We start from the raw sequence: 22,177 nt of genomic DNA on the forward strand, positions 1-22,177 counted from the left end.
GGGCGGCGTCCCAGGCCGCTCGGCGCTGTGCACGGGACTTCGACAAGCCGAGCACCGTGCCGGTCGTCGCCCCGGCCGGGCCCCGGGGGTGGGAGGTCGACGGCCTGACGTCACGACCCGCCGGTGCGGCCCTGCCGCGCGACGGCGCCGGCGAGGTCGTCCAGGAGCACCTCGGCCACCAGTTCCTCGACGACGGCGGAGCCGTGCTCGGCCATGGCCCCGGCCAACTCCGCGTCCCACGGTGCCTCGGTGATGCGGCCGGCGCTGGGACCGTGCGGGTTGCGGGCGACCGCCGTCCGGTAGTCGGCGGCGGTCATGCGCCAGGGTCGCGCCGGCGTCCTGTCCATGATGTACGCGGCGATGCGGATCCCTTCGCCGTCGAAGTCGCCGTGGTGGCGGAGGGCTGCGCCGTGCTCCGCGAGCATGCGCAGCAGCCCGATCACCGCGCTGTTGGGCCACCCCGAGGTGCACACGAGAGGCGGGCAGTCCGGGCCGAACCGGCGTACCGCGAGAGCCAGGACGCTGGGGTTCTCCACGGCGTGCACGACGACGGGTACCGGATCGGCGGCGAGGGCGAACTCGCCCGGGGCGCGCAGTTGGGCGAGGGTCAGGCAGGTGGCCTGTCCGGCCTCGGCACAGACGCGCGCCACGCGCGCGAGCGGGCCGTCGCCCAGCGGGCGCAGTCCACCGACGAGAACGGTGGCGGACAGGTCGTCGGCGGCGACACCGGCACGCGCCCACAGGGCCCGCCGGTCGGCCGCCGACCGCGGCGGGTCGGTGTCGTGCAGGGCCGCCAGGGCACGCAGGACGAGGCCGGACACAGGGGTGCCGTCGTCGAGCGCGTGTGCATGGCCGTCGAGGACCCGGGCGGCGAAGACGGGCAGTGGTTCCGCCGGGGCGGGCAGTTCGGCGAGCACCGTGAGCGCGTCGGTGAGCAGGGATCGCGTGTGTTCCACCGAGCCCCCCACCGGGCCGGCTGCCCGGCAGGAGGCGGCCCAGTCGGAGAGGGCCGGCTGGGCCCGCACGATGGCGTGGCCGTCGAGCCAGGTCCACAGATCGGCGCGGTCGGACTCCCGGCGGCGCCGGTCGGCCGCGCGGTCCCCGAGCGGACCGACGAGCGCGGTGACGGTTTCCCGCACGGTACGACCGGACAGCTCGGTCACGGCTTCCTCCAGCCGGAGCATGGCGACGGTGGGCCGGGCCTCCGGCAGCCGGTCCAGACCGAGCAGGTCGGCGAGGGCCTCGCGTTCGGCGTCGTCCAGCGGTCCGAGGCGCACCCGGGAGACGCGGCGACCGGAGGAGAGGCGGTCGTGGACCGCGTGCCACAGCGGCCGGAGTTCGGGACGGCGCAGACTGTCCTCGCCCCGGCGCCGCCCGGGGCCGGTCATCCCGCCTCCAGATCGCTGCCGGTCCAGACGAATCGGGCGCTGGTGACCGCGTCGTCGTGCCCGTCGGTGAGGAGCTGGTGGACGGCGATGCCGGGCAGCTCCCCGTAGGTGCACCATTCGTGGTCGGAGGTGACCACGAGGTCCAGGTCGAGTGCGGTGAGCAGGGCGAAGACCTGTCCGCGGTTGACGGTGTCGACGCCGACGAAGACCTCGTCCAGCAGGATCGGCCGGGGCGCCAGGGGCACGGCCTCGTAGTGCGCGGCGACGGCGGCGAACAGCGGCAGGTGCAGGGCGATGGCCTTCTCCCCGCCGGAGAGCGCACCGTGCAGCTTCTTGGTCAGCGGCTGCCATCCGGTGCCGTTCGCCCGGTCCAGGCGGACGGTGAAGCGGTGCCAGGCGGTGTAGTCGAGCACCTCGCCGAGCTGTTCCTCCCAGCTCGCGGCGGTGCCGCTGCCCTTCGCCTCCTCGATCCGGGTGCGGAAGAACGCGTGCAGGGCGTCCCGGTCGGACTCGGTGACCCGGCCGGGGTCCTTCAGCAGCAGCTGACGGGCGGTGCGGGTGGTGTCCGGAAGGTCCGGGCGAACGTCCCAGACGAGCTGGACGGCGACGTTGGAGGCGGTACGGACCCGCTCCAGGTGCCCGTTCATCCGGTCGACGAGTTCGCCGGCCTGGCGGATGCGGGCCGCGAGGTGGCGGCGGATGTCGCCGGTGAGGATCTGGTCGAAGAGACGCCGCTCGGTGCCGGTGATGTCGTCCCGGCTGCGGTCGCGTTCCCGGGTGAGCGTGTCGAGCAGGCCGGTGGCCCCCACGCGTACGCCGTCCAGGGTCGCGGTGAACAGCTGGATGTCGTCGTCGGGTTCCAGGTCCAGGTCGGCGCGGGCGCCGACCCGCCGGCGGGCCTCGTGGACCGCTTCGGAGAGGCGGGTCGCGGCGTCGCCCAGGTTGCGGGGGGCGTGCGGGACGCCGGGCCACTGGGCCGCCGTGGCTCGGGCTGCCTCCAGGGTGGCCCTGGTGCCCTCCCCCGCGTCCGGTTCCGGTGCGATGCCGGCGTCCTGTGCGAGCCCGACCCGGCACAGGTGCCGGAAGCGGTGCGCCGCGCCGTCGCGGGCCGCGACGGCCCGTTCCCGGAGTTCGGCGTCCTGGGCGCTGGTGGCCCGCAGTTCCCCGATGCGGCCCTCCAGGCCCAGCAGGAGGTCGGCCGCCCGAGCGGCCTCCTCCCGGCAGCCCCGCAGTTCGGCCCGGGCCGCGGCGACGCGGGCGACGATCTGCCGGTAGTCCTCGCCGACGGTGGCCTCCGCCGCCTCCAGACGTGCCGTCAGCCCCGCCGCCTCCGCTTCGGCGGCGGCCGCGGCCTCGGCCTGCTCGCCGGCGGACCTGCGCGAGCGCTCCGCCTGCGCGGCCGTCCGGTGGGCCCGGTCGGCGGCGGTGGCGGCCGTGAGGTGGGTGTCCACCCAGGTGTCGGCGGTGTCGCGGAACCGGTCGACCTGGGCGGAGAGTTCCCGCAGCCGGTCGCGGTCGGTCGGCAGCCCGTGTTCCGCGGCCAGGCGGCTGAGCGTGCGCAGTGCTGCCGTCACCTCGTCCTCGTGCCGTGCCAGCCGCCCGGCGGCGTCGCGTACGGCGTCGTCGCGGGCGGCCACCGCCGCCTCGGCCCGGTCCCGGTCCCGCCGTCGGGCGTCGAGCGGCCGGTGGTCGGGGCGGGCGCCGCGGTCGGCGTCGAGCCGGGCGCGGCGGGCATGGAGTGTGCGGAGCCGGTCGTCGAGTGCGGCGAGGGCCGCGTTCGTCCCACCGATGCGGTCGGTCAGGTCACCGATCAGGCGGTGCCGGGCCCGCTGTCGTGCCAGGGCGCCGATGTGGGCCGGTTCCGGCTTGCTCCAGGTGCCGGTGGCGAGCGCGAGGCGCCAGGCGCCGTCGGCGGAGACGGCGGCGGGGTGACCGGAGGGCAGGGTGGCGCCGTAGGCGATCCCGGCGAGGATGCGGGTCACCGTGTCGGGCGGGACGGGGATGTCCTCCTCGGGCATCAGCACCTCCAGCAGGCTGGGACCGGAGGTGGCCACGGCGAGTCCGGCCTCGGCGCGGGTGTCGTGGCCCGGCAGCGAGATCCCGTCGTAGGGGCTGACCCAGGCGTCCAGGAGGCCGGACGCCTCCAGTGCCGCCTCAACCGCGGCGCGGACGGCGGGCGGGACCTCGTCCCGGAAGGTGACGAGCCGCCACAGGGGTGCTCCCGCGGTCGCCGTGCGGACGGTGGTCCGGGTGGGCGGGGGCACGGGCGGGAGATCGCCCTCGCCGCTGAGTCCGCGGATCTTCTGCTCCAGCCTTCCCCGCTCGTCCACCAGGTCCTGGCGGGCGGCGCGGGCGGCGGCCTCGGCCGTACCGATCTCCTGTTCCAGCGGGCGTGCGGCGGCCTCGACCAGAGCCGTCACCTCGGCCTCGGCCGCGGCCCGGGCCATGAGTTCCGCTGGGTCGGGGATGCGGAGTTCCACACACCCCTCGGCCCAGGCGAGCAGGTGTTCCGCGTGTGCGGCAAGCGCGTCGTCCCAGGCGTCGGACGCCTCGTCCCGCCCGGCGATCGCCTCCGCGAGCCGGGTACGGGCCTGGTCCAGCAGGTCCTCGGCGGCGCCGCGGTCGCGCACGGCGCGATCGTGCTCGTCGACCGCCCCGGTGACGAGACCGACCTGCTGCCGCCGCGCGGTGACCGCGCCACGCAGTAGCCGGCGGGCCTGCCGGGCCCCGGTCCCGTCCACCGTGCGGGGGATGGTGGAGGTGCCGGGGCGACGATCGCTCGCTTCCTGCCCCGGGCCCTCGTGGGGCGTCACCGCGAGGTCCGCGTCGAGGGCGGTTCCGATCTCGTGCCGGAGGGACTCCATGCCCGCGGCACGGGCCGACCGCAGGGCCTCGTCGGCGGCTTCGCGCGCGTGTTCGCCGAGGGCGCGGGCCCGCTTCGCGGCCTCCTCGGCGTGTCCCCCGTCCCGGTCCGCCTCGTCGCGGGCGGCCAGGGCCAGGGTGCCCTGCCGCCCTGCGGCGGCGGCCGCGTCCTCCACGCGGCGCCGCAGCCGGTCGAGTTCCGCTCCCTGCCGGTACGCGTCGCTCTCGCGCAGGCCCTCGACGGTCTCCTCCAGGGCGTGCGCGCGCCCCTCCTGTTCCTCGCGCAGTGCTTGCGCCGACTCTCGCCGGGCCAGGTCCTGTTCGAGTGCCTCGGCGCTGTGGCGGGCGACGCGGGTGAGGTTGTCCACATCGGTGGTCGCCGAGATCAGGGCGGCGGAGGCGGCGCGCAGGACCCGCCGCGCGTAGCCGCGCTGCCGGGACGCGACGGTCTCGGCGGCCGCGACCTCGCCGTCGAGCCGTCCGAGGTGTTCCCGTTGGCGGTCCAACCGCTCGAACCCCTCGGCGAGTTCGGCGATCTCTCCCTCGCCCAAGGGGGGCAGTGCACGCGACAACAGGGTGGAGAGCAGGGAGGGGTCGAGCCGTTCGGACAGTTTGGGCTGGCGCAGTTGCAGCAGGGCGGACAGGAGCGACTCGTAGCGTTGCTCCCCCATGCCGGCGAAGAGTTCGCGTCGGACGGCCGTGCGATGGTCGGCGGCCGAGGCGTGCACGTCGCCGCGCTCGCCGAGGACCTCGGCGAGCGCGGCCCGGGTCAGGGGCTGTCCCGCCTCGTTGACGAGGAGGACGCCGTCGGGGTGGGCGATCCGGGTGCCGGTGGTGAAGTAGTCGGCGTGGACCGTGCTGGTGTGCACGCTCGCCTGCAGGCGCGCGCCGCAGCCGAACCACCGCTCGGTGCCGTCGTCGCCGACGCGGCGGAACTCCATCCACACGTAGCCGACGCGGGTCTTGCCCGAGGCGCCCTCGCCCAGCAGGTTCCAGTGCATGGTGCGTTCCGAACCACCGAAGGTGGACAGCCGGTTGGGGCGGAGGCTCGCGTCGAAGAGGAAGGGCAGCAGCAGTTCCAGGGCCTTGGACTTGCCCGAGCCGTTCTGGCCGCGCAGCAGCAGACGGCCCTCGTGGAAGGTGAAGGTCTCGTCGTAGTACCGCCAGACGTTGAGGATGCCCGCGCGGTGCGGCTGCCAGCGGCCCGGGGCGGCGTCTCCCGCCGTCGCCCGTGCGTCCGCCCGGTCGGTGGGCTCCGGTCGCCGCGGGAGGGGAAGCTCCGTCACGCTCACCGATGTTCTCCTAACTCCGGGGCACGCCCGGAGGTCTCGCCGGGCCCTACGGCCCGCTCGTGCACGGGGGCGTCCGTCACGTCCGCGCGCGTCTCCTGCACAGGGGCGTCCACCGCGCCCGCCCCCGCCCCCCGCACGGGGGCGTCCCCCGCGTCCGCACCGGTCGTCTCGGTGAGGCGGTAGCGGTACGCGGCCGGGCGGGCGACGACACGGCCCCCGGCCGTGCGGGCGAGGCCGGTGTCCCGCAGGACCCGCACGGCGTCGTCGGACAGCCGGGCCGCACCGTCCTCGGACTGGTACGCCCTGGCCCAGCGCGGGAACCGGCGCAGCAGCTCCGCCCCGGCCTCGGCGAGTTGCTCGGGCAGCAATCCGGCGGGCGCGGCGCACAGCGGCTCCAGCAGGAGCAGGGCGGCGACCCGGGCGGTGGACGTGTCGTCGGGGAAGCGGACGTCGGTGGCGATGCCGTCCGGGTCCACGAGCAGGAATCCCTCGGCGCGTTCCTCCAGGAGGAAGCCGGCCTGCTCGACCGAGCGCCGCAGGATCTGCCGTCCGGTCAGCGAGGTGACGTACGCCAGCTCGTCCCCGGCGAGGTCGGTCCGGTAGAGCACGGGGTCGTCGAAGAGCCGGCGCAGTACCGAGTGGCGCAGCCTGAGATTGCGCTGGGCGTCCGTGGCGGCGGTCTCGCCGCGCGGCTCGTCGCCGGACGCACCGCCGTAGCGGCGCTCCCGCGTCAGCGCGGTGAGGAGTTCCCCGAACCGCGCGGGCACCTCGTCCGGGGGCACGGCGAGCCGGGAGGCGCCGACGGGCGCGGCGGGCAGCCGCATCAGCAGCGTGGTGTCGACGCGGTACAGGACCTTGGCCTCGGCGGAGGCGACGTACGCATCGGTCGTCCCGTCCACCGCGCGCAGGACGTCGTACGACTCCAGGAGCTTGAGTATGTCGACGAAGGCCGTCCGCTCCGCCCGCTGGACGGGGTCGAACGCGGTCAGCGCCCCGTCGCCCGCGGTGGCCCGGACGACGCGGTCGGCGAGCATGCCGATGGTCGTCATCGGCAGCGACAGCAGCTCGGCCGCGGTCACGCACAGCAGCACGTACCGCCGGCGGTCGAACGGGGCCCGGCCGGCACGGGCCCTGCGAGCCGGGCGGGAGGCGTCGGGCTCGGCGCGGACCTTGGCGAGCCGGGCGTAGCCGCGGCGGGGCTCCACGACCAGGGTCCAGCCGCAGGTGTAGTCGAACCACCGGGCCAGGGGCTCGCGCCGGCGCCGCACCAGTTCGAAGCCGGCCGGGTCGGCGGCCTCGGTCAGCAGCGGGCGGGCCAGCAGGAGCCTGACGGCCCGCGCCACCTCTTCCCTCTCCGCAGCGGCCAGCTGGTTGGCGAGGGTGCTCATCCGGCGGCCTCCCTGGGCGCGGCACGGAGGGCCGGGGCGGTGCTCGTTCCGCCGGCCGCCGTGATGCGGACGACGTAGTCCGGTCCGGCCAGCGCGCCCTCGGCGGTGCGCAGGACGGCGGTGTCCCCGTCGGGGGGCGGGGACAGCACGATCTCCACCCGGCCGTCCCCCGTCACGGCGCGGCGCAGGCCGCCCGTGTCCGGCCGGGCGGTGAGGGCACGGCCCAGCAGGTCCAGCAGCCGGTCGAAGACCGCGGGGTCCAGCACTCCGAAGGAGGACAGGCGCACGGGTCCGTCGGTCTCCAGCACCCGCCAGGCGCGCGCGAGTTCCGCCCGCTCGGCCCGGGCCCGCTCGGCGCGCTCCGCCCGGACGGCCGTGACGTCCCGCACTCTGGCCGTGCGGGTGAAGCGCTCCGTGCGTCCGCTGGTCCGCAACAGCGCCGACACCGCCACCGGCGGGGCGTCGGACCAGGAGCGGGACGACGGGATCAGCTCCGGATCGGGGTGGGCGAGGTGGGCGTGCCGCGCCGGGCCGAGGCCGAAGGCCGCCGACCACAGCCGGTGCAGGTCCTCCTCCCCGGGCGCCGCGGCGAACCAGCGCGCCAGTTCCCGGAAGTCCTGAACGGCGCTGGAGGATCGGCGCCGTGACTCGTTGATCCGCTCCAGGACTTGCAGGAGCGAGACGATGGCGCGCCGGGCGATGTCGTGCAGTTGCTCGATCCGGGGCCGTGCCCCGTCGTCCGGCAGGAACCACGCCCGCAGACCCGCCCAGCGTGCCCGCCTGCTCTCCAGCCAGGCGGCCGCGGGATCCGCACCCGCGACCGGGGGCAGCTCGGCCCCACGCAGCGCTCGCTCGCGCAGACCGGCGGCGCCCCGCTCCTCCACCCGGGCCACGGCGGCGCCGACCGCCTGCCCGCGCCGGTCGAGGTTGACCAGGAACTCCTGGAGGTAGGCGACGGTGGCGGCCTTCACCTCGCGGAAGACCTCCGGGTCCGCGCCCTCGGCCCGCAGGAGGCGTTGCAGTTCGCCGTTGAACGCCTTGGTGTTCTCCACCAGCGCGTCCAGGTGTCCCTCCAGCTCCCGGAGTGTCGTGTAGATACGGCGGTCGGCCGCGGCGGGCTCGCCGGACAGCAGGCACAACTCGTCGAGCCGGTCGGCGATCGCCTCCAGCACGGCGGTCTGCAGCGCACCCGTGGAGGCGAGCACCTCCAGCGCGTGCCGTACGCCCGCGAGCGCGGCCTCGCCGCGGCGGGTGAGGGAGTACTGCAGGTTGCGGCGCTCGTACTCCTCGGCGGTGCGGTAGTTCTCGGCGTGGTTGTGCACGACGTCCAGCAGTTCCCACTGCACGAGCCTCGCGAGCGCATCGTGCAGTTCGGCGTCCTCGACCGCCGCCACCCAGCCCGCCCCGCGCAGTCGCCGGCGTACCGCGTCGAGGCCCAGTGCCGTCTCCAGGTGCTCGCCGGCCGCGCCGAAGGCGTCCAGCACCGCCCCGTACAGGTCGGCCCTCTCCCCCGTCGTGAAACGGAACATCTCCGGTGGAACCCTGCGCACGCCCGTCGCCCCTCCCCCGCCGCTCCGGCGGCATCCCGGGCTCCACCGTAAACGGCGGAAGCGGCATCACGGGACCGTGTCCCGGAAGCGGGGTGTGCACCCCGGTCTGCGGATCACACGGCTCTGCCGCCGGACCCGTCGCCCGGCCCGCCGGCGAGGAGCTGCGCAGCAGGTTCCGCCCGCCCGGTGCCCGGCCGAGGTCGGGATGTCCCACGCGGCACGCTCGGAGAGCGTCTTGCTCCTGGTGTGCGCGGTGGCACCGGGTCTGACAGCCGGCGCTCCGCCGGCCCGCGCGCAGGGTGTTCTCCGCCCCCGCGCGGAGAACCCGCCGTGAAAGCGGGCGCACGCCCCGTGACCGGATGCAGTGACACTCCGCGACGACGAAGGAACGATCCGGTTCCGCAGGCGGACCGCCCCCATCGAATCCGATTTCTTACATTTTGAGGGGGTAGATCCTTCATAGGAATCGGTCCGAGCTGGCGCGCCTGGCACGCATCACACACAGAGCATCAGCCGCCGCTCACACACCGCGCGCGGCAGGAGGGGCGATGGACTACTGGCTGATCTGGCTCATCGTCGCCGCCGTGCTGGCCGTGGCGGAGATCTTCACGCTCACCGCCGCGCTGGGACTTCTGGGCGGAGCCGCACTGCTCACGGCGGGTTTCGCTGCGGCCGGGCTACCGGCGCCCCTCCAGTTCCTCGTGTTCACGGTCGTCTCCGCCGGCGCCGTGCTGTTCGTCCGACCGGTCGTGCTGCGCCGCACCATGCGGCCTCCGACGGCGCGGTTCGGCGTGGAGGCGCTGGTCGGCAAGAGCGCCTACGTGGTGACGGAGGTGACGGGGACGAGCGGCAGGGTCCGCATCGGCGGCGAGGAATGGACAGCCCGCGCCTACGACGAGGCGCTGGTGATTCCTCCCGGAGCAACGGTCGACGTCATAGAGATCAGTGGGGCCACCGCCCTCGTGTACCCCCGGGAGTGAACCATGGAATTCTCGGCCGTCCTCGTCGCCGCCCTGATCGTGGCGCTCCTCGCGGTCTTCACCGTGCTGCGGGCGGTACGCATCGTGCCCCAGGCCCGCGCCCGCAACGTCGAACGGCTCGGCCGCTACCACCGCACCCTGACCCCGGGCCTCAACGTCGTCATCCCCTACATCGACCGCGTCTATCCGGTGATCGACCTGCGAGAACAGGTCGTGTCGTTCAGACCGCAACCGGTGATCACGGAGGACAACCTGGTCGTGGAGATCGACTCGGTCCTGTACTTCCAGGTGACCGACCCACGGGCCGCCGCCTACGAGATCGCGAGCTACCTGCAGGCGGTCGAGCAGCTGACCGTCACCACGTTGCGCAACGTGGTGGGCTCGATGGACCTGGAGAAGGCTCTCACCTCACGTGACTCCATCAACACCCAGCTCCGCGGTGTGCTCGACGAGGCCACCGGCAAGTGGGGGCTGAGGGTCAACCGGGTCGAGATCAAGGCCATCGACCCCCCGCAGTCGATCAAGGACGCGATGGAGAAGCAGATGCGGGCCGAACGGGACAAGCGAGCCGCGATCCTCGGGGCGGAGGGGCAGCGCCAGTCGCAGGTTCTCACCGCCGAAGGTGACAAGCAGGCCGCCGTCCTGCGCGCGGAGGGCAACCGCACGGCGGCGATCCTCACCGCCGAGGGACAGTCCCGGGCCATCGACGAGGTCTTCCAGGCCGTGCACCGCAACGACCCCGATCCCAAACTCCTCGCCTACCAGTACATGCAGATGCTGCCCCAGCTCGCCCAGGGCCCGGGCAACACCTTCTGGGTGATCCCCAGCGAGGTCACCTCCGCGCTCGACGGCGTGTCCCGCGCGTTCAGCGAGGTCCTGCCCCAGTCGCCGGCCACCCGCCGGGAGACCCCGCGCGACAAGGCCGTCCAAGCCGCCGACGACGACGCGGCGCGGGCCGCGGAGGCGGCCGCCGAGGCCGTCGCCGACGCCGCCGCGGCCGACGAAGCCTCCGGCACCGTCGCAGGCGGCCCCCGCGCCGACGAGGGATGAACCGCGCAGACCCGGCGCCTACCGCGCCGCGAAGCCCACGAATGCCGCCCAAGCGGCGGGCCCGACGGGGATGAAGGGTTGATCGACGCCCTTGGAGTCCCGCACGCAAACAACGTGCGGGAGCACAGCGACTTCGACGCACTGGCCGCCCTCACCACTGCTGTAGCTGCTCGTGCGCCACGCAACGACTTCATCGACGTCGATGTTCATGCCTCTCCCAGCAGTTCCTCAATGAGCGCCAACGACTCACGGGGCGTGAGAGCTTGTGCCCTTAGCAGACCGTACTGCTCCTCAAGCTCGCGGACAGTGCCCCGGTCCGTGTAGAGGCGGCTGTGCTTGTAGGCCTCCACGTAGGCGATCCTCCGCGCATCCTGCGTCTCGATCAAGGTGAAGGGACCAGCCAGACCGGCGTGCTCATCACGCGCATTCGGCATGACCTGGATCTCGACGTTGCGCCGCTGCCCGCACAGCAGGAGTTGCTCCAGTTGTCCGCGCATCACGTAGGTGCCGCCCAAAGGCCGTGTGAGCACGGACTGTTCGATGACGAAGCTGAGGGTCGGCATGGGCAGACGGCTGAAGATCCTCTGCCTCGCAAGACGTGCGGCGACCCGCTCCTCGATCGTCTCATCGCTCAACAGCGGCCGCCGCATCGTGAACACGGCCCGCGCATACTCCTCCGTCTGCAACAGCCCGTTGATGAGGTGCGTGTCGTAGACGTGCAACTCGACCGCCTCCCCCTCCAGCCGCGCCGCGTCCCGGAAGAACGCCGGATACTGGGCCCGAGCCACCTCCTCCTTCATCTCCCGGAGGACCCCGCCCGCGTCCAGCACCTCGTCGGCCTGGTCGATGAACCTCGGTGGCGGCACCCGGCGCCCCTGCTCGTACGCGGCGATGGTGGAGACCGAGTATCCCGTCAGGGAGCCGAACTCGGACCGCTCCAGGCCCGTCCGCACCCGGAACCGCTTCAACTGGCGCCCGAAGACCCGCAGGACACCGGAGCCGGCGTCCGGTTCCGGCCGCAGCTCGTCCCCGTCGCCGCTCTCGGACGTCTCGTCCACGCGTCCCGTCGGCTCACTCATCCCCGTACCACCTCCCCCGGTCAACGCGTCCCCGCGCCGACCGTCACACTCCGTACCGCCTACACCCGCGTACCGCACGCCTACAGCAACTCTCCGTGTGCGCGCCATATCTGGTCACGCTAGGACGACACCGACAGCGTGGACCCCATGAACAGCCGAACTTCCCCCGCACGGCGACCCGACGAAGCCCGGGCCGAAGCCGGGGACGCATCCATGGTCAGGACCGGGGCCGGTGCCGCCCGCCCCCGTGCCGAGTTCGCGATGGCCTTCACCTCCTCCCCGCGCGGAGCGCGTCTGGCCCGCAGGCTGGTCTCCCACCGCCTCGATGCGTGGGGGCACCCGTACGGCAGCCGCGTCAACGACACCCTCACCCTGATCGCCGCCGAGTTGACCGCCAACGCCGTACGGCACGGGCACGTCGCCGGACGGGACTTCCGCCTCCGGCTCACCCGTGGCACCACCACCCTGCGCGTCGAGGTCACCGACGCCCGGGCCGAAGGCGTCCCCCTGCTCTCCGACCGGGAACCGCCCGGCGACGCGGAGTCCGGCCGGGGGCTGCTGATCGTCACGGAACTGGCGACCCGCTGGGAGGTCACCCCCCGCGTGGGCGCCCCGGGCAAGGTGGTCTGGGCGGAACTGCGTGTGACGTGAGCCAGGAAATCGGAAAACCATCAGGTCACAGGGCGTTTTGTGAAGGCCCCGGAATCGTCGTGCACTCCGCATGATGTGTCGGCGGGATGACGCGCAACTGAACGCTGCGGGGTAAACCCCGAGTTCAGGACGTTTTTCACACGCCTTTCCAGCCAGGCGCCGCAAGTCGGCGGGCGCCAACAAATGCCGATGGGTCCTGTCCCGCACTTCGAGCACCGGCTGCTCTTGTCCGCGCCCTATCAACACCAGGGTCGGCACCACGCCATGTGCCCGGAACTCGATGTGGTTGCGCTCACCCTCCGGCATGCAGCCGAGCACCGACACGATCAAGCCGTACACCTCGCCGTCCGGGGCGATCTCCCCGCCCACGTCAGACCCCCTACGGCGGTACGCCGCAGTGCGCCGGCAGCGGGACGCCGTTGCCGGACCGGTCGCCGCAGAAGGCCCGCCGCACCTCGCCGACCAGCATGGATGCCGCGACGCGGGGGCCGGACGAGCTGCCGGAGCACGCGGCGACCTCACGGCATCCGCAGGTGGCCACCGAGTGGCTGATCAAGTCTCAAAGCTTCACCACGAATTACACACACGCCCTCTACATAATGGCCCCGATGGTCTAGATTGACCGTGCTTCACCTGTTCGGACGCGAGGCGATCAATAAATGATCTATGAGTCCGGCGCCACAGAAGGCAAGTAGTCGCGTCCCCGGCGCCGGGCGTGGGGGTGATCAATTCCTGGAGCCCTGGAGGGGGCCTTGGGTGCGGGGAGCACCCGAGATTTCGACGGGTTCCGCACACCTCGGGAATCTGGCGGGTCATGCGAGTCCGCTGCCGCCAGCTTGGATTGTCCAGATAGTTCTGCACCGGCCGGGATGTCATGCACAGGGGGGCCTCCCGGGCGGAGAAACAGTGTTGGGCGAACACGTCAAACCACTGGATCTGGGGGGGTTCTGTGAGGCAAGGAGGACTAGTCAGCGCGTTCCCGTCGACGCGCGGGCGTCTGGCGAACGGGACGGTCGGCCAGCCCGCGATCGACTGGGAGCAGCGTTACCGCCGTATCGTGATCACCAGCGACACGGTGGCCACCGCCATCGTGGTGGCGGCGATCGGCAACTTCTTCGGAGCCCGGGACGCGGCCAACTGGCACGAGAAGTGGGGGATCCTCGCGTTCGGCACCGAACTGCTGGTGCTGGGAACGCTCGCGGTGAGCCGGTCGTGGGCTCCGGCCGTGCTCGGCCAGGGCGCCGAGGAATTCCGCCGGCTCGGACGCTCACTGTTCACGGCGACCGTCGTACTGGCGCTCGGCGGGATCGCTCTCACCTCACGCAACATCAAGCTGTGGATCTTCGTCGCGATCCCCGCGATCGCGCTCACCACCATGACCGCGCGGTATCTGCTGCGCCTCTGGCTGCACAAGCAGCGGAAGGAAGGACAGTGCCTGCGACCGGTGCTCGCCGCCGGGAGCAGAGGCACCGTGCGCGACCTGATCGCCCGGACCCGCAAGTTCCCGCACCTCGGCTGGCGGGTGGACGCGGTGTGCACGACGGACGGTCTGGGGCTCGACGGTGACCTGCTGGACGGCGTGCCCGTCGTCGGCCGGCTGGCGGACGTCGCCAAACACGTCCACCACGACGGCTACCGCGTCGTCGCGGTCACCCCGGACCCGCACTGGTCACCGGACCGGCTGCAGCGGCTGGCCTGGAACCTCGAAGGCAGCGACGCCGAGATGGTCGTGGCCCCCGTGCTGATGGAGGTCGCCGGCCCGCGGCTGCACATCGACGCGGTGCTCGGGATTCCGCTGCTGCGGGTCAGCATGCCGACGTTCACCGGGGGCCGCCGAGCGGTCAAAGGGGTCGTCGACCGGATGGGCGCGGTGCTCCTGCTGCTGCTGTTCGCGCCGCTGATGCTGTTCGTCGGGCTGCTCGTGGTGCTGGACAGCCGGGGTGGGGCGCTCTACCGCCAGCGCAGAGTCGGCAAGGACGGCCGCGAGTTCACCATGTTCAAGTTCCGCACCATGGTCGCCGGGGCCGACCGGGCACGTGCCGAGCTGGCCGACCGCAACGAGGGCGCCGGCCCGCTGTTCAAGCTCCGCCGGGATCCGCGGGTGACCCGGGTGGGGGCAGTGCTGCGCCGGTACTCGATCGACGAGCTCCCGCAGTTGTTCAACGTACTCACCGGATCGATGTCTCTGGTCGGTCCGCGGCCTCCGTTGCCGGAGGAGTCCGCGTCGTACGGCCCCGACATCCGGCGCCGGCTGCTGGTCAAGCCCGGACTCACCGGCCTGTGGCAGATCAGCGGACGCAGCGACCTGCCATGGGAGGAGGCGGTCCGGCTGGACCTTCGGTACGTGGAGGACTGGTCGCTCGCCCTGGACACAGTGATCTTGTGGAAGACGCTGCGTGCGGTGTTCTACGGGCAGGGGGCCTACTGATGCGCAGGTGTCGTCGTCCGGCCGGTGCGCGAACCGCAGGCCAAGAGGGCCTGCCTGGGGGGAGGAACGGATCATGAGGGTCAGCGTTTTCGGACTCGGCTACGTGGGCTGCGTGTCGGCCGCGTGCCTGGCCGGCATGGGTCACGAAGTCATCGGGGTGGACGTGAACCAGGTCAAGGTCGACCTGGTCAACGAGGGCAGGGCCCCGGTGGTCGAGGAGCGCATCGGCGAACTCATCGCCGAGGTCGTGCGGACCGGAGCACTGCGCGCCACCCGCGACGTCCGCGAGGCGGTCATGGCCAGCGATGTGTCGCTGGTCTGCGTGGGCACGCCGTCGGAGGCCAACGGCAGCCTGTGCACCACGTACTTGGAGCGGGTCACCGAACAGATCGGCGCCGCCCTGGCGGATCGCGACGGGGACAGCGGGCGGCACACCGTCGTGTTCCGCAGCACCATGCTCCCGGGCACCTGCCTGAACCTGCTGGTGCCGATCCTGGAGAAGCACCTCGGCGGCACGGCCGGGGTGGACGTCGGGGTCGCTGTCAACCCGGAGTTCCTGCGCGAGGGCACCAGCGTGCGGGACTTCTTCGATCCGCCCAAGACCGTCGTCGGCGAACTCGACCCGGCAAGCGGCGACGTGGTGACGGCGCTGTACGAGGGCCTGCCCGGTGAGGTGTTCCGGGTGCCGGTCCCGACGGCCGAGGCGATCAAGTACGCGGACAACGCGTTCCACGGCCTCAAGATCGGCTTCGCGAACGAGCTGGGCGCGGTGTGCCAGGCGCTCGGGGTGGACTCGCACCAGGTGATGGACGTGTTCCTGGCCGACCGCAAGCTGAACATCAGCCCCGCCTACCTGCGGCCCGGCTTCGCCTTCGGTGGCTCCTGCCTGCCCAAGGACCTGCGCAGCCTGGTCCACGCAGCGCAGCGGGCCGACGTCTCGGTGCCCATCCTCGCCCATGTGCTGCCCTCCAACTCCGACCATCTGCAGCGCGCGGTGGAGCTGGTCGAGCGCACCGGCAAACGCCGGGTGGGCCTGTTCGGGTTGTCCTTCAAACCCGGCACCGACGACCTCCGCGAGAGCCCGCTCGTCGAGCTGGCGGAAAGACTCTTCGGCAAGGGGTACGACCTGAAGATCTACGACGCCAACGTGAGTCTCTCCCGGCTGCTCGGGGCGAACCGCGAGTACATCGAGACCCGGCTGCCGCACCTCGCGCAGCTCCTCGCGGACTCCGTCGACGAGGTGCTCGAACACGCCGAGGTGTGCCTGGCCGGGACCAGGGACCCGGCCGTCCTGTCGGCGCTGCCCCACGGCGACGGCCCGGTGATCATCGACCTCATCCGCCTTCCCGACGCCGAAACGCGCCAGACAGAACCGGGGTACATGGGCCTTGCTTGGTAACACAACCAGCGGCGACCGGCCGGACCGGCGTGCGCTGATCCTGGTGGAGAACCTCTCGGTGCCGTTCGACCGGCGCGTGTGGCAGGAGTGCACGACGCTGCGCGACGCGGGCTGGGAGGTGCACGTCATCTGCCCCCAGGGCACCAAGCGGGACACGGAGCCGGAGGCGGAGATCGACGGAGTGCGGATCCACCGCTACCCGTTGCGCGCTGCCACCGGGGGGCCCGCCGGCTACCTGCGGGAGTACGGATCGGCTCTGTGGCACACGGTCCGGCTGGCCCGCAAGGTCGGCCCGGTCGACGTGGTCCACGCCTGCAACCCGCCCGACCTGCTGTTCCTGCCGGCACTGTGGCTGAAGCGGCGCGGTGCGCGATTCGTCTTCGACCAGCACGACCTGGTACCCGAGCTGTACCTCTCCCGGTTCGACCGCGGCCGGGACCTGCTCTACCGCGCCGTGTGCGCGCTGGAACGGCGGACCTACCGGGCCGCGGACGTCGTGCTCGCCACGAACGAGAGCTACCGGGACGTCGCGGTGCACCGTGGCCGCCGGCGGCCGGAGGACGTGTTCGTGGTGCGCAGCGCCCCCGACGTCGACCGGTTCCACCCCGTACCGGCCGAGCCGGACCTGAAGCGCGGCAAGCCTCATCTGCTGTGCTACCTGGGCGTCATGGGCCCGCAGGACGGCGTCGACTACGCCCTGCGCGCCCTGGCGAAGCTGCGCGACGAGCTCGGGCGGACCGACTGGCACGCGGTGTTCATCGGCGCCGGCGACACCTTCGACGCGATGGTGGAACTGTCGCGGCGGCTCGGGCTCTCGGAGCACGTGCAGTTCACCGGGCGCATTCCGGACGCCGACCTGGTGCGCTACCTGTCCACCGCTGACGTGTGCCTCTCCCCCGACCCGCACAATCCGCTCAACGACGTGTCGACCATGAACAAGGTCCTGGAGTACATGGTGATGGGCCGGCCGATCGTCTCGTTCGACCTCCGGGAGGCGCGGGTCTCCGCCGGTGACGCCGCCGTCTACGCGCCCGCCAACGACGAGGCCGAGTTCGCCCGGCTCATCGCGCTGCTGCTGGACGATCCGGAACAGCGGGCCCGGATGGGCAAGATCGGCCAGGAGCGGATCAGTGGGCCGCTCTCCTGGCGCAACTCCCAGCGATCGCTGCTCGCGGCCTACGCCGCTGCCTGCCGTGACCGCGCTCCGGTGTCGGCGGACACGCCGAACCGGGCGGGGAGGAGGCCGCTCCATTGAGCGATGACACGATACGCCTGGTCACGATCGGGCGGATTATCCGCCGGCGCTGGCGGCTTCTCACCGTCCTCGCCGTGGTGGGTGCGCTCGTCGGCTTCGGCGCCTCGCTGCTGTTTCCGCCGCGCTACACGACGTCGGCGTCCGTACTGCTGCCGGGGGCGTGGGAGGAGCGCGAGCTGCGTACCCAGGCGGAGATCGCGACCAGTTCGGTGGTGCTCGACCGCGCGGCCGCCTCGCTCGGCTGGTCCGGGGTCGGCGGCACAGAGCTGCGGGACCGGGTGAGCGCCACGGCCACGGACGGGAACATCATCAAGATCGCGGGCACGGCCGAGACCCCGGAGCGCGCGCAGAAGCTCTCCGACCAGGTGGCCCAGCAGTTCGTCGCGTTCGCCGCGCGGATCGCGGGCGACACCACGGACCCCGAAACGACCTCGGGGCCCGAGGCGCTGCGGCAGATCGTGGTGCAGACCAGCCGCCGCATCACCGAGCTGGCCGAGGCGGCCGACCCCGGGCGGACCGTGGAGAGCGTGCAGGGCCGCACCGAACTGGAGAAACTGCGCACCACGCTGCAGGAGGCCATGGACAAGCTGGACCAGGCCGACCCGGCCGCGAACAAGGCCAACATGGTCGTCATGGGGACGGCGGCCCGGCCGACCGGTGAGGCCCCGCCGACGAGGATGCAGCTCATCGTCACCGGGGCGCTGCTGTTCTTCCTGCTCGCGGTCATCGGCCATCTCACCGCCGCACGGATGAGTCGCCGGCTGCGCACCGAACCGGAGATCGCGGCGGCGCTGGGCTCGCCTCTGCTGGGCACCGTCGACGTACCCGGTGCACAGCTCACGCACCGGCCGGAAGGCCGTGGCCCGCGGGCCCGGCTCCGCCGGCTGCTGGGCGTCGACGTCCGGTGGGACACACCGACCCCGCAGACGTCCGGCGACGAGGCCAGCAGGCAGATCCGCTACCGGCGGGTGTGCGCCCGCCTCCGGGACCACCTGCCGACGCCCCGGCGGCTGCTGGTCGTCGTCCCGGACGGCGACGAGATCGCCCGCAGGGCCGCCGGGCTGCTCGTCGCCGAGGCGGAAAGCGGCCCTTCCCCCGACTCCGCGAAAAAGGGATACCCCGTGCTGCGGGTGGTGGGGGTCCCCGTGTCCCAGCCGATGGTGCCGGACCGCGGCGAAGAGTCCGGTGCCCTGGTCGTGCTCAGCGCGGGCAGCTGGACCGCGGGGGAACTCACCGGCATCGCCGAGGCGTGCGCGGACGCCGGGCACGAGGTCGTCGGCGTCGTCCTCGCCGGCGCGGTCCGGGCCCTTGCGACGCGGTCCCCCGACCGTCCTCGGGATGCCGCCACGCCGGCGCTCGCGATCGGCGACCACGCCACGGGAGGTTCAGGGTGACGACGAGTACGACGTCGGAGTCGCCGGCCGCAGCTCCGCTGCTGGACCTGCAGGCACTGGTGGTGGCGGTGCGGAGGCGGCGCCGCCTCTGGTCCTCCCTGGCGCTGCTGGGGCTGCTCGTCGGCGCGGCGGTGGCGGTCCTGTTGCCACCGCCGCCGACCGCGGTGACCCAGGTGCTGGTCGCGCACCAGGCGGACCAGCCGAACGACCCCGGAACGCTGATCCGCACGGACGTCGCGCTGCTGCACACCACGCGGATCGCCGACAGGGCTCTGCAGTCCCTGAAGTCCCGGGAGACACCCGAGGACTTCATGAAGGACTACGCGGGCCTCGGCCTGACCAACAACCTGCTGCAGATCAGTGTGACGGGTGACAGCGACGCGGAAGCGGTGGCCCGGGCCAAGGCCCTGGCCGACGCGTTCATCGCGGACCATGTGAGGCGGATACAGGAAGCCGCGAACGCCGAGGCCAAGAGCCTGCTCGACCAGCGCAACCGGATGCGGGACGAACTCACCCAGGTCAACAAGGCGATCGGAGACGCGTCGCCGGACAGCGGGCCGAAGGCGTCGGCGAACATGGAGTCGCTCTTCGCCCGCCGGGCCGAACTCACCTCGCGGATCACCGATTTCAGCCAGCGCGCCGCGGAGGCGCGTGTCGGCACACCGCAGCTCATCGCCGGCACCCAGATCGTTGACGCACCTCATGCGGTGCGGCACTCCCTGCCCAGGACCGCTGCCACCAACGCCGTGATCGGGCTCGTCCTCGGGCTCTTCCTGGGGCTCGCGGTGGCCGCGGTCGGCGCGGTGGTGGCGGACCGCCCCGTACTGCGCCGGGAGATCGCGGCGAACCTCGGCGCCTCGGTCATCGCGGAACTGCCCCGTGGCTCGGGCAGGCCGTGGCAGCGCCGGCGGATCCGGGCGGAACGGACACGACTCACCACGTCCCTGGCCCGTACCGTGCGCGGCTCCGCGGAACCGGTGTCGCTGCTGGAACTGGGCTGTGCGCGCAGCGCGAGTGCGATCGCCCTGGACGTCGCCCGGGCACTGGCCGCGGAGGAGCCAGTGGTCGTCGTCGACGGTCTGCCCGGCCAGCGACTCGCCAACCGCCGCCCGAGGCCGGGAGATCCGGACGTGGTCGGCGGCGAGCATGCCGCGTCCGGGTCGCATCAGGAGCGCCGGCTCGGCGTGGGCTCGGTGGCGCCGGGCACGGCGTGGACCGACCTCCAGTACCTCGGCACCCGGACCGTGCTGGTCGTTCGTGCCGGGCACGGCAGCGCCGCATGGCTGCACACCGTGGCGCGACAGCTCGCGGACCAGCGCATTCCGGTGATCGGCGTGGTGCTGATCGACCCAGATCCGCGTGACCGGACCGACGGCACGCTGTGGGACGGGCTGCACACCGCACTGCGCGGCCAGAGCGAGCTGCTGGCCCGGCAGAAGGCGACGGGCCGGCGGCGGACGGAGCGGCTGCCGATGTGGGCGGCACGGATCCCGGACAGCGACCAGGAGGCGCGGTAGGACATGTGTGGCATCGCAGGCACGTACCGGTGGCCGGACGGGAAGGCCGTGACCGACCGGCTCACCGATACCCTCGCTCACCGCGGTCCGGACGGGGCGGGCCGGTACAGCCACCCCGCCGGTGACGGCGAAGTGCACCTCGGGCACCGCCGGCTGGCCATCATCGACCTGTCCGAGACCGGCGCCCAGCCGATGGTCTCGGACGGCCTCGTCCTGACGTACAACGGCGAGCTGTACAACGCGCCCGAGCTGCGCGCCGAGCTGGCGGCCGCCGGGGTGCGCTTCCGCGGTACCTCCGACACCGAGGTGCTGCTGGAGGCCTGGCGGCGCTGGGGCACGGACTGCCTGCCCCGACTGCGCGGCATGTTCGCCTTCGGGATCTTCGACGAGCGAACCGGTGACCTGGTGCTCGCCCGCGACCAGCTCGGCATCAAGCCGCTGTTCCTGCTCCGGCGCGGCGGGGGGCTGGCGTTCGCCTCCGAACTCAAGGCGCTCGCCGGCGCGACCGGCGGTTCGCTGGAGGTGGACCCCGCGGCGCTGGTCGCCTCGCTGCTGTACTACTGGGTGCCGGACTCGCGGTGCGCGTTGCGCGAGGCGGAGAAGCTGCCCCCGGGGAGCTGGCTGAGGTGCCGGCCCGACGGCCGGGTGGAGCGCGGCCGGTACTGGAACCTGAAGGACGTCGCCGCCGAGGGCCGGGAGCGGGCCCGGGCCGGCGAGGAGCCGGACCTCGCCGCCATCGTCGAGGAGTCGACCCGGCGTCACCTGCTCTCCGACGTACCCGTGGCGACCTTCCTCTCCGGCGGCCTCGACTCCAGCTACCTGACCGCGCTGGCGGCCCGCCACCAGCCCGGGATCTCCGCCTACACGATCGGGTTCCGTGCCGAGGACGCCAAGTTCGAGGCGATGCCGGACGACCTGCGGTACGCCCGGCGGGTGGCCGAGCGGTTCGGCGTGGACCTGCGGGAGATCGAGATCGCTCCGAACGTGCTCGACCTGCTGCCGCAGATGACGTACCACCTGGACGAGCCGATCGGCGACCCCGCCGCGATCAACACGTTCCTGATCTGCTCGGCCGCCCGGGAGGCCGGGGTCAAGGTGATGCTCTCGGGCATGGGTGCCGACGAGTTGTTCGCCGGTTACCGCAAGCACCTGGCCAACCTGATCGCGCTGCGCTACCAGCGCGTCCCGCGGCCCCTGCGGCACGGCCTGTCCCGGGCCGTGGACCGGCTGCCGGTCGCCACGGCCCGCCGGGGGTACCGGTCGGTGCGCTTCGCGAAGCGGTTCCTCTCCTTCGCCGATCTGCCCGAGGAGACCGCGTTCCGGCGCAGCTACACCATGTACGACCAGGAGGAGCTGCTCGCCCTGATCGATCCGGACCTGGCCGGGACGGTCGAGGACGTGCTGACCGAGCACGCGGACATCTACCGGGACAACGACCTCGACGACTTCGTCAACCGCATGTGCCTGGGCGACGCCCGGATGTTCCTGCCGGGCCTGAACCTCGCGTACACGGACCGGTCGAGCATGGCCGCGTCGACCGAGGTGCGGGTGCCGTACGTGGACGTCGAGGTGGTCAGGGCGGCGTTCGCCGTGCCCGGTGACCGCAAGATCGTGGGACGGCAGGGCAAGGCCGTCCTCAAGGAGGCGGCCTGCTCGATCCTGCCCCGGGAGATCGTGTACCGGCCCAAGGGCCTGTTCAGCGCCCCGCTGCGGGCCTGGATGAGCCGGGATCTCGCACCGCTGGTGCACGAGGTGGTGCACGACGGCGTGCTCGTCCGCTCCGGGTTCCTGCGCCGCGACGCGCTGGCGCGCATGGTCGCCGAGGACGCCGCCGGGCAGCGGGACTTCTCCAAACATCTGTGGCACGTGCTGACCCTCGAGTACTGGTACCGCGGGGCGACCTCCGGGGCCGGCCAGAACTCGACCGTGACGGCGTAGAGACAA

The 22,177-nt window shown here is 72.7% G+C and carries 16 protein-coding genes; 9 read left to right on the forward strand and 7 right to left on the reverse strand.

Going from position 1 to position 22,177, the window contains the following annotated elements; all coding sequences use genetic code 11:
- Positions 1 to 110: 110 nt before the first annotated feature.
- From I3F54_RS00930 to I3F54_RS00945, 4 genes are read right to left on the reverse strand one after another with little or no spacing between them, the layout of a single operon-like run.
- The gene (locus I3F54_RS00930; RefSeq protein ID WP_240116541.1) at positions 111 to 1,388 is read right to left on the reverse strand and encodes a TIGR02679 family protein; all 1,278 of its coding nucleotides are present in this window, start codon (positions 1,386 to 1,388) and stop codon (positions 111 to 113) included.
- Positions 1,385 to 5,542, reverse strand: a complete 4,158-nt coding sequence (locus tag I3F54_RS00935) for a TIGR02680 family protein (protein ID WP_308372971.1) — start codon at positions 5,540 to 5,542, stop codon at positions 1,385 to 1,387. Before I3F54_RS00935 ends, I3F54_RS00930 begins: the two co-directional genes overlap by 4 nt.
- Positions 5,539 to 6,930: a TIGR02678 family protein gene (locus I3F54_RS00940; protein WP_240116543.1), complete on the reverse strand. Its 1,392-nt coding sequence runs from the start codon at positions 6,928 to 6,930 to the stop codon at positions 5,539 to 5,541. The genes I3F54_RS00935 and I3F54_RS00940 overlap by 4 nt, the downstream gene beginning before the upstream one ends.
- Positions 6,927 to 8,480 carry a TIGR02677 family protein gene (locus I3F54_RS00945; protein WP_374205827.1) on the reverse strand — a complete coding sequence of 518 codons (1,554 nt, stop codon included), beginning with the start codon at positions 8,478 to 8,480 and terminating at the stop codon, positions 6,927 to 6,929. The genes I3F54_RS00940 and I3F54_RS00945 overlap by 4 nt, the downstream gene beginning before the upstream one ends.
- A 548-nt stretch (positions 8,481 to 9,028) precedes the next feature.
- Between I3F54_RS00945 and I3F54_RS00950 the strand changes: the two genes are divergently transcribed.
- Both I3F54_RS00950 and I3F54_RS00955 read left to right on the forward strand, forming a co-directional pair.
- Entirely contained in the window at positions 9,029 to 9,460 is a 432-nt protein-coding gene (locus I3F54_RS00950; RefSeq protein ID WP_240116544.1) for an NfeD family protein, read from the forward strand.
- Positions 9,461 to 9,463: 3 nt separating this feature from the next.
- Positions 9,464 to 10,510, forward strand: coding sequence for an SPFH domain-containing protein (locus I3F54_RS00955; RefSeq protein ID WP_240116545.1), 1,047 nt, complete (start codon positions 9,464 to 9,466; stop codon positions 10,508 to 10,510).
- A gap of 18 nt (positions 10,511 to 10,528) precedes the next feature.
- On the opposite strand, the gene I3F54_RS00960 is transcribed toward I3F54_RS00955, so the two are convergent.
- Both I3F54_RS00960 and I3F54_RS00965 read right to left on the reverse strand, forming a co-directional pair.
- On the reverse strand, positions 10,529 to 10,720 hold the full coding sequence (locus I3F54_RS00960) for a DUF397 domain-containing protein (protein WP_240116546.1): 192 nt from the start codon (positions 10,718 to 10,720) through the stop codon (positions 10,529 to 10,531).
- Positions 10,717 to 11,589, reverse strand: a complete 873-nt coding sequence (locus tag I3F54_RS00965; protein ID WP_240116552.1) for a helix-turn-helix transcriptional regulator — start codon at positions 11,587 to 11,589, stop codon at positions 10,717 to 10,719. Before I3F54_RS00965 ends, I3F54_RS00960 begins: the two co-directional genes overlap by 4 nt.
- Before the next feature lie 147 nt (positions 11,590 to 11,736).
- Between I3F54_RS00965 and I3F54_RS00970 the strand changes: the two genes are divergently transcribed.
- Positions 11,737 to 12,240 carry an ATP-binding protein gene (locus I3F54_RS00970; protein ID WP_240116553.1) on the forward strand — a complete coding sequence of 168 codons (504 nt, stop codon included), beginning with the start codon at positions 11,737 to 11,739 and terminating at the stop codon, positions 12,238 to 12,240.
- A 379-nt stretch (positions 12,241 to 12,619) separates the two neighbouring features.
- Here I3F54_RS00970 and I3F54_RS00975 read toward each other — a convergent pair whose 3' ends face one another.
- The gene (locus tag I3F54_RS00975; protein WP_240116556.1) at positions 12,620 to 12,796 is read right to left on the reverse strand and encodes a hypothetical protein; all 177 of its coding nucleotides are present in this window, start codon (positions 12,794 to 12,796) and stop codon (positions 12,620 to 12,622) included.
- 393 nt (positions 12,797 to 13,189) lie between these two features.
- Between I3F54_RS00975 and I3F54_RS00980 the strand changes: the two genes are divergently transcribed.
- From I3F54_RS00980 to asnB, 6 genes are all read left to right on the forward strand, one after another.
- Positions 13,190 to 14,668, forward strand: coding sequence for a sugar transferase (locus I3F54_RS00980; protein ID WP_240116558.1), 1,479 nt, complete (start codon positions 13,190 to 13,192; stop codon positions 14,666 to 14,668).
- A gap of 73 nt (positions 14,669 to 14,741) precedes the next feature.
- Positions 14,742 to 16,067, forward strand: a complete 1,326-nt coding sequence (locus I3F54_RS00985; protein WP_240116559.1) for a nucleotide sugar dehydrogenase — start codon at positions 14,742 to 14,744, stop codon at positions 16,065 to 16,067.
- The gene (locus tag I3F54_RS00990; RefSeq protein WP_240116560.1) at positions 16,057 to 17,322 is read left to right on the forward strand and encodes a glycosyltransferase family 4 protein; all 1,266 of its coding nucleotides are present in this window, start codon (positions 16,057 to 16,059) and stop codon (positions 17,320 to 17,322) included. Before I3F54_RS00985 ends, I3F54_RS00990 begins: the two co-directional genes overlap by 11 nt.
- Positions 17,319 to 18,716, forward strand: coding sequence for a Wzz/FepE/Etk N-terminal domain-containing protein (locus tag I3F54_RS00995; RefSeq protein ID WP_240116561.1), 1,398 nt, complete (start codon positions 17,319 to 17,321; stop codon positions 18,714 to 18,716). Before I3F54_RS00990 ends, I3F54_RS00995 begins: the two co-directional genes overlap by 4 nt.
- The gene (locus tag I3F54_RS01000) at positions 18,713 to 20,233 is read left to right on the forward strand and encodes a Wzz/FepE/Etk N-terminal domain-containing protein (RefSeq protein WP_240116563.1); all 1,521 of its coding nucleotides are present in this window, start codon (positions 18,713 to 18,715) and stop codon (positions 20,231 to 20,233) included. Before I3F54_RS00995 ends, I3F54_RS01000 begins: the two co-directional genes overlap by 4 nt.
- A gap of 3 nt (positions 20,234 to 20,236) precedes the next feature.
- Positions 20,237 to 22,171 carry an asparagine synthase (glutamine-hydrolyzing) gene (gene asnB / locus I3F54_RS01005; RefSeq protein ID WP_240116565.1) on the forward strand — a complete coding sequence of 645 codons (1,935 nt, stop codon included), beginning with the start codon at positions 20,237 to 20,239 and terminating at the stop codon, positions 22,169 to 22,171.
- The last annotated feature ends 6 nt before the right edge of the window (positions 22,172 to 22,177 follow it).

Source organism: Streptomyces sp. MUM 2J (assembly GCF_022414535.1).
Taxonomy (GTDB): domain Bacteria; phylum Actinomycetota; class Actinomycetes; order Streptomycetales; family Streptomycetaceae; genus Streptomyces.